Here is a 6053-nt window from a genome sequence, read left to right on the forward strand (position 1 = left end):
CGCCGAGGGATTTTAAATCCCTTGTGTCTACCAATTCCACCACCAGGGCAACGCATTAAGCGATGGTACACCACCATTCCGTTGGGCTTCCCCTTGGAACGAGGTGTACTTTAACTGATTGATTTTCTACGTCAACCAATAAACTCGCTCAATTTGTCTGAGTGCTGAAAAAACCGACTCTAGCGATTGAATTTTGATTAACACCGTCAGTTTTCAACCACTTTCAGGCATTATTAACAGTTGATAGACGAGTAATAGATATCATCTTGGGTTGTACGTTCGAAAACAAATTCTAGTGTTTTACCTGACTCGTCGCTAATCAGTATGGTTAAATGCTCTGGCGTAACTTTCAATGGTGGGTAAGTTACTTCGTACCATGAACGATAAATGCCTTCTGAATCGAGATACTTGGATGTCAGCCTAGTCTTGCTCTCACCAGCCATTATTGCACCGCTTTCAGTAATGACTTGAGTATCGTTTATTTCACTTTGCTCACTGCTTGATTCTAATACAGTGACAACTGATATCGCGTTTTCTGCATCACGAGTCGGATAAACGCTGATTTTATGGTTCGCATAGCCTTGCTCTAACCCATCGTGTTTTGCTTTGTGGTATCCACAACTTGCACTTGCGGCTGGCAACTGGCCTTGCTTTGCAATCGGCTTATAGTAGTCGCGTGTTGTTGGGTATAGAACGCAACCCGCAAGTAAAGTGCTCATTAAAATGACCAACCAAAATCTATTCATATAACAACTCCAAAAAAGTTGGAATAATTATGAACAGTGTTTTATTGAAAGGCTACTACTAATTACAAATGCTTACATTGCAAAAAGCACCACTAAAAAGTGGTGCTTTCTTGTTCACTTGCTTACGCAACCGTCGCCAAACAGGCAATCAGTTGCGACAGTACGCTTCCCAGAGCTTAAATGCTTGCTCATACGCATCGTCTCTATTACCAGTTTCGGCAAATAATGTGGCTGTCATAGTCGAAACAATACTATTGGCCATCATATTGTATTCATCTAGTTCTGTTCCTAATACGCACACTGCAGGCTGTGGTATATCCGTTAGCATTTGCGCTGTCCAATAATGGGATTCGACGCCGTTAGTATCGCTAACCCATACAGTTTGACTCACTTTTGGATTGTACTCGGATTCTCCAGACTGACCTTTAAACGAAACTACCGCATGGCGGGTAAGCCCTATCTCATCTTCAACTTCTGCGTGTAACTGCTGGAAACCTGGGTGGAAACTGCCACGAAGTCCAAGCTTTGCACCTCCGGGATTCAAAGCACGCACTACAGTGTTGATAGGTGTACGTAAACCATAACGATTTTTCCAGCTAATCATCGACGCAGCTTTAGGTGCAAAAGCTTCCAACGGCAGGTAAGCAATTGAATTGCTCTCCAGCAACTGCTTAGCATGTTCAGGAGATTCGGCTTTCTCGACACCCATTTGAGCTAAGTAGTCTTCGACATGTTCACGCCCAGCAGGCCTATCATGATAACCATGCATTAGGACTTTATAGCCCGCATTGGCAAGAATCTTTGCAGCAATTAAGTGCCATGGTTTACCCGCACTGGCACGCTTTCCAGCGTAGCATGGCCAATCGATATCAGCACCTAGACTAGGCACTCTTGATTGAAATGCTTTAACGAAACCCGCAATCTCCTGCTTGGTTTCGTTTTGTACTCGGATTAACATCAAAAGCATTGCCATCTGATCATCATCAAACTGATCATCAAGGTACTCATCCATGACTTTATAGGCTTGATCAAAGTTAAGGGGTTTTCGTCCCCGCTCACCTCGACCAACCGTACGTATACATTCCAAAATTGTGCTCATATTACTCCATGCGCATTATCTTTACGCTTGTTATCACTATTTGCGGTAGCTTGATTGCTTCATACCAGATATTCAAAGCCTACGTTTATTCTTGCACTATAGCCAGCTTAGAAATCACCGGAAACCGAGAAAAAGAACTGATCTTTACCTAGGCGTTTGTCTAAGCCGTTGGCATATCCAATAGTGACAGGCACAGTTAGGTTGTAGCCCATCTTCATTTCAAATGTGCTAGAAACCCCGATTCCCGTCAAAGCTTGATAACTGCCACTATTACTCCACGCACTTCCTGAATCAGCAAATACGGTCGCCGAAACATCGCCTAGACCTATTGGATATAGCCCCCAGTTACGCTCTACTCGTGCGAGCCATGAGGTAAACTCTAAACGTTGTGTAAAATAATGGTTACCAGCTTGCACCGTTTCGTCATAGCCTCTCAGAGCCTGAGTTTCTCGGCCAAATAATGCACTTTCATCACTTTTATCACTACCCCCTAGACGAAATCGCTTGGCTGCTTCATCACTGTAGCCACCAGCTAATCGTAGTGAAAGCGTTGAACGTCCGGGCAGGTCAAATGTTCCTCTCCATTGCGCTTGGTACTTGTTGCCTTCGTAATCGCTACTGATCAAGTCATTCGTTTCTGCGGTAACATCCAGATAATGCCCCCAGCCTACGCCCATTACATTTAAATAACTTTCTCTATTATCAAACGTTGCCGCCAACCCAATCAAAGTTTCTTCACGTTCAACGTAAGGCGTCGTAACAACATCTGGTGCTTGGACTTCACTTTCTTTTTCCCAAAACAAACCCGCCGCTAAAGAAAACTGATCTTCAAACGCATTAAATATGTGGTTACGTTGTAGAAGCGCATTATCACTCTGTTCAATTCTTTTCGATTCTATCCCGCCATCTTTAAACGTCGAAAAATCATGGCTTCTATTGATAGAAGCAAACCATCGATTGTCGTATAAATAACCAAAATGATACTGTCCTAGGTCGTTTTCTGTATCCCAGGCTAAATGAACCATATAGTTATGACGCCCTAACGCGTCAGAACCATTTGTCACTAGTCCTGCTAGCGATTGGTTTTCATCTAAGCTATAAACGGGCACCCAAGTTCGTGGCCTTAAACTGCTCCATGGCGAATAATCATAAACTTCACTTTTTTGTGCTGGATTAGGTGCAGGATCGGGATATTGGTAGCTGCCAATTAGTTCCTGCAGCTCAAAACGGTTTAATTCATTTGGACTCGTAATTGTACGTAGTGTGTAACCTTGGCTATCGTAACTTTGATAAACTAAACCTAGCTCCCGCGACCAATCAGGCGCAAACGCTCCACCCACTTCTCGGGTTAACTGAGCCACTTCATTTGTTTTTAAATCTAGCCGATAAATATCAAATACACCGCTATAGTCTGCGCTATAAAGAATCGTCTCCGAATCAATAAATGCAGGTGAGTTCTCTACCGAACGAGTGTGTGTTATTCGTTGCCATTCTTTTGTCGTTAAATCCAGGCGCTCTATGTTCCAGCCGTCTCGCGCTCTCTTCACACTTGCGATTAAACGAGTACCATCAGGCGATACATCAAACCCACCTAGTACAACATTTTTTTCACCACGCCAAACCAGTTGATTGGGCTCTTCATCACTAAGACTCACCAACCAAAGTTCACTGAAACCATCGTTCTTGCGCCCGGCTATCGCCTTCTGACCATCTGGAAGCCAACGTACATCTCGAAAACGCTCACGTTCGGTTAATCTCTGCCATTCGCCATCGTTTAACCAAAACAAGTCAGTAATGCCTCGCCCATCAGCATAGTGAACTAATCGCGAGGCGATGATACCGGACACTCCATTAGCATCCATGGCGACTATCCCTTTCGACGGAGCAACATTTTCGGGTTTCGAATCAGACCCCATCGATACAATCTCATTTCTATCTTCACCATTGCGACGATTCACCAGAACACGCCCATCTGCCTGTGTTGTGGTTACTTGGAGAAACGGTACAGTTTGATTCAGAGCATTCCCTGTAACACGTTGTTCTTCCAACTCTTCAATTTCTAGTGTGAAGCGTTCGGTCAAATAGTCCTGGAATTGTGGCCAGATCTCTTCGAAAGACTCTCCAAAAGTATTTCTCGCGGTTCGATTAAGCAAAAAGAAAGGGAGTAGACGTCGACTGTAGTCGGTAAGAAAGTTTTGCACTTTCTCCTCACCATACCGTTGAACGAGGTAGTCAACAAAATAAGCCCCATAAAGATATTGATAGCCAAGAGGAAAGTGCTTGCTAGCAACAACAACCTGGTTGAGATCCTTTAGTTTCCCAGAGGCAACTTCCATCCTCATTTCCATTGGATAACTCGAGCCTTGCAAGCGCCCATAGCCAAGTTCTTGGTTCGTTTCCAAGTAGACCGCCAAGCCTTCAAGCATCATCGATGGCGTCAGGGTGTGAGGATATAGTAATAAATTACGACCAAAGACACTACGAAGAAACTCCGGAGCTCCACCTCCCATTTCAAGGTGCAATATGTGTACATATTCATGACGAATCAACAAATGGAGCCACTCATCATTACTTTCTAAACTGTTAACTTCGTCAGGTGGACTCATATAGAGTCTAATTTGAGGGTAAGGGATTACCGTAGCCCAACCGTTCGAGTAATCGAATTCGTCTACTAACACAATTTCCGTTTTATCTTTAGGTTGATAACCAAAAAATGGCGTCAGCTCTTTATGGACTTGTTCTGCGATATCTAGCGAACGCCCAGCTTGAACTTGGTGCCCTGAGCGAAAATGGATCAAAAAGTGTTCACTCTCTTGGGTTTGCCAAGCTTCATCCTGTTTGTCCCAAGCTACAGACGTGGCATGGCTATATGGAGTAATAAGCGGAAGCGCCAATGATGTGGCAATAGATAAAGCAAGTAAGTTTCTATTCATTTTGTAGAGATTCCATTCATCGGAATAATCGATAACCTTCCAGGCAAATGTACACTGTATCATTTAGATTTCAATGCCTGTTTTGCCTTTGTTTACAAAGAAGTAGCCGGTTCTATCCAATAAAACTAACACTTACAAAATTAAGGGTCTGCTGCTTTTTTGTCACTACCTCAATTCGATAAATGATCTGAGTTTTATATTCTTGCATGTCGTTATATGCGCAATATCAATTAGACCACACACCAAATATACACCACTTCAATTTGTCACATTAAAACAGTTGGTTATCGTAGAGTTAAAATTCCATTACCTACGAGCTCAACAATATTTGAGAAACACATCACATGAACAAGAACCATATATCTACAATATGCTAACTCAGTCGAATTTGATTACTACAAAACCCATATAGACGCCTTGCAAATTATAGACTTACGGAGATTTAATGAACTAGGAGTATTTAGTTTGAACTGGCTTAATGGATCGACGCAAAGTCGACGAGGTTCAACCTCTAACAAATTGCTGCGCAACAGCTTGGTGTTGTCATGCGCGTTGACACTATCTGCTTGTGGCGGAGGAGGTGGCGGTGGAAGTAGTGATAACAACAAAACTCACACCATTGCTCCTAGCTCACCAAATAGCTACCTGCCAACGTCGAGTGAATCAAAGTGGTATTACGGCAATAGCAGTGAAAGTACGTATGCGACGACCACCCAAGTAGGAGGGAAGACAGCCCAAGTCCTAAACTATCCGACTGGTGGTAAAGAGTATTATATCGCTACCGAAGACAGTATTTCTTTTGCTGGTTTCTATTCTCCTTCCACTCACGTGTCTGGCGTTGGTGATTTCAAGATTGACTTCCGCTTTGACGAGTCTATGCAGTTATTGGTCAGTAACACCCTACCAGACAATAGTCCGCGCTCGATACAAAGCATATCGACGTCAGGCACTGCTAACATCCAACCTACATACGGCAGTAATCCAATCAACGTATACGGGACAAGTACAGTTAACGGAACCGAAAGTGTCACTGTTCCTTTCGGTACATTCGACGCTACTCATGTCACTCTTGAGCTCTATATAAGCTCCACTATTGATGGTTACTACTTTGAAATTCCTTGGTTTGTCGATTTGTGGTTTGCTGACAACGTCGGCATCGTTCGCCGTGTACAGAATGGGGAACTTCTCGAGCTGACTAATTTCACTGGAGCTGCGGTAGACCCAGATGATAACGGGGGTTCTGAACCGACTGAACCTACTGAGCCTACTGAACCT

The 6053-nt window shown here is 43.6% G+C and carries 4 protein-coding genes; 1 reads left to right on the forward strand and 3 read right to left on the reverse strand.

Annotated features, from left to right (window positions below; genetic code table 11):
- Positions 1–233: 233 nt before the first annotated feature.
- The 3 genes from AC4MRV_RS20880 to AC4MRV_RS20890 form a co-directional block, all read right to left on the reverse strand.
- On the reverse strand, positions 234–746 hold the full coding sequence (locus AC4MRV_RS20880) for a hypothetical protein (protein WP_491189221.1): 513 nt from the start codon (positions 744–746) through the stop codon (positions 234–236).
- Positions 747–894: 148 nt separating this feature from the next.
- Positions 895–1845 (reverse strand): glycosyl transferase family protein, encoded by a 951-nt coding sequence (locus tag AC4MRV_RS20885; protein WP_491189222.1) that lies wholly within the window; start codon positions 1843–1845, stop codon positions 895–897.
- Between the two features lie 107 nt (positions 1846–1952).
- Complete coding sequence (locus AC4MRV_RS20890) at positions 1953–4778, reverse strand: TolB family protein (RefSeq protein WP_491189223.1); 2826 nt, start codon at positions 4776–4778, stop codon at positions 1953–1955.
- 465 nt (positions 4779–5243) lie between these two features.
- Between AC4MRV_RS20890 and AC4MRV_RS20895 the strand changes: the two genes are divergently transcribed.
- The coding region (locus AC4MRV_RS20895; protein ID WP_491189224.1) for a TapB family protein at positions 5244–6053 on the forward strand (810 nt) is incomplete at its 3' end.

Source organism: Vibrio sp. (assembly GCF_984391705.1).

Excerpts from the sequence above, each read along its gene's own strand:
- AC4MRV_RS20890 (WP_491189223.1), bottom strand. The coding sequence starts at position 4,778 with ATGAATAGAAACTTACTTGCTTTATCTATTGCCACATCATTGGCGCTT.
- AC4MRV_RS20885 (WP_491189222.1), bottom strand. The coding sequence starts at position 1,845 with ATGAGCACAATTTTGGAATGTATACGTACGGTTGGTCGAGGTGAGCGG.
- AC4MRV_RS20880 (WP_491189221.1), bottom strand. The coding sequence starts at position 746 with ATGAATAGATTTTGGTTGGTCATTTTAATGAGCACTTTACTTGCGGGT.